Origin of the sequence: Anaerotruncus sp. 1XD42-93, assembly GCF_009917605.1 — a bacterium.
Classification (GTDB): domain Bacteria; phylum Bacillota; class Clostridia; order Oscillospirales; family Ruminococcaceae; genus Anaerotruncus.
The window spans coordinates 1-555 of sequence record NZ_QZEG01000236.1; the positions used below are offsets into that span (position 1 = coordinate 1).

Sequence of the window (555 nt, forward strand, 5' to 3'; positions counted from 1 at the left end):
CATCTGGTGGAACTTGCCCCCGCCGATGCCTACGACCCCCGCTATTCCAAATGGAACTATGCCGACCTGCCGATTTTACCGGAGCCGTGGCAGTATCAGGTGCTGCCGGATACCAAAAAGCAGTTTGAAACCTTAAAAAGCCTGATGAACCGGGCCGATGTCACCGCCTTAATCTGTGCAACGGACGCAGGGCGCGAGGGGGAACTTATTTTCCGCCTGACTTACCATCTGTGCGGCTGCACAAAGCCCGTCAAGCGGCTGTGGATTTCCTCAATGGAGGAAACCGCCATCCGAAAAGGCTTTGACTGCCTGCTGGATGGGAAGAACTACGACAATCTCTACGCCGCCGCCCTCTGCCGCGCCAAGGCGGACTGGCTGATCGGCATCAACGGCACACGTTTGTTTACCACGCTGTACCAGGGCAAAACCCTGAACGTGGGCCGGGTGCAGACCCCGACGCTGGCGCTGTTAGCAGAACGGGAAGCCGCCATTTCCGGCTTTCGGAAAGAGAAATTTTATACGGTGGAGCTGGAACTGGACGGATTCCATGCCGCC

General features: G+C 57.5%; 1 protein-coding gene. It reads left to right on the top strand.

All coding sequences use genetic code 11. The annotated features are described in order from the left end of the window. On the top strand, positions 1-555 hold a 555-nt coding region (locus tag D5269_RS19085; RefSeq protein ID WP_243126977.1), incomplete at both ends, for a DNA topoisomerase.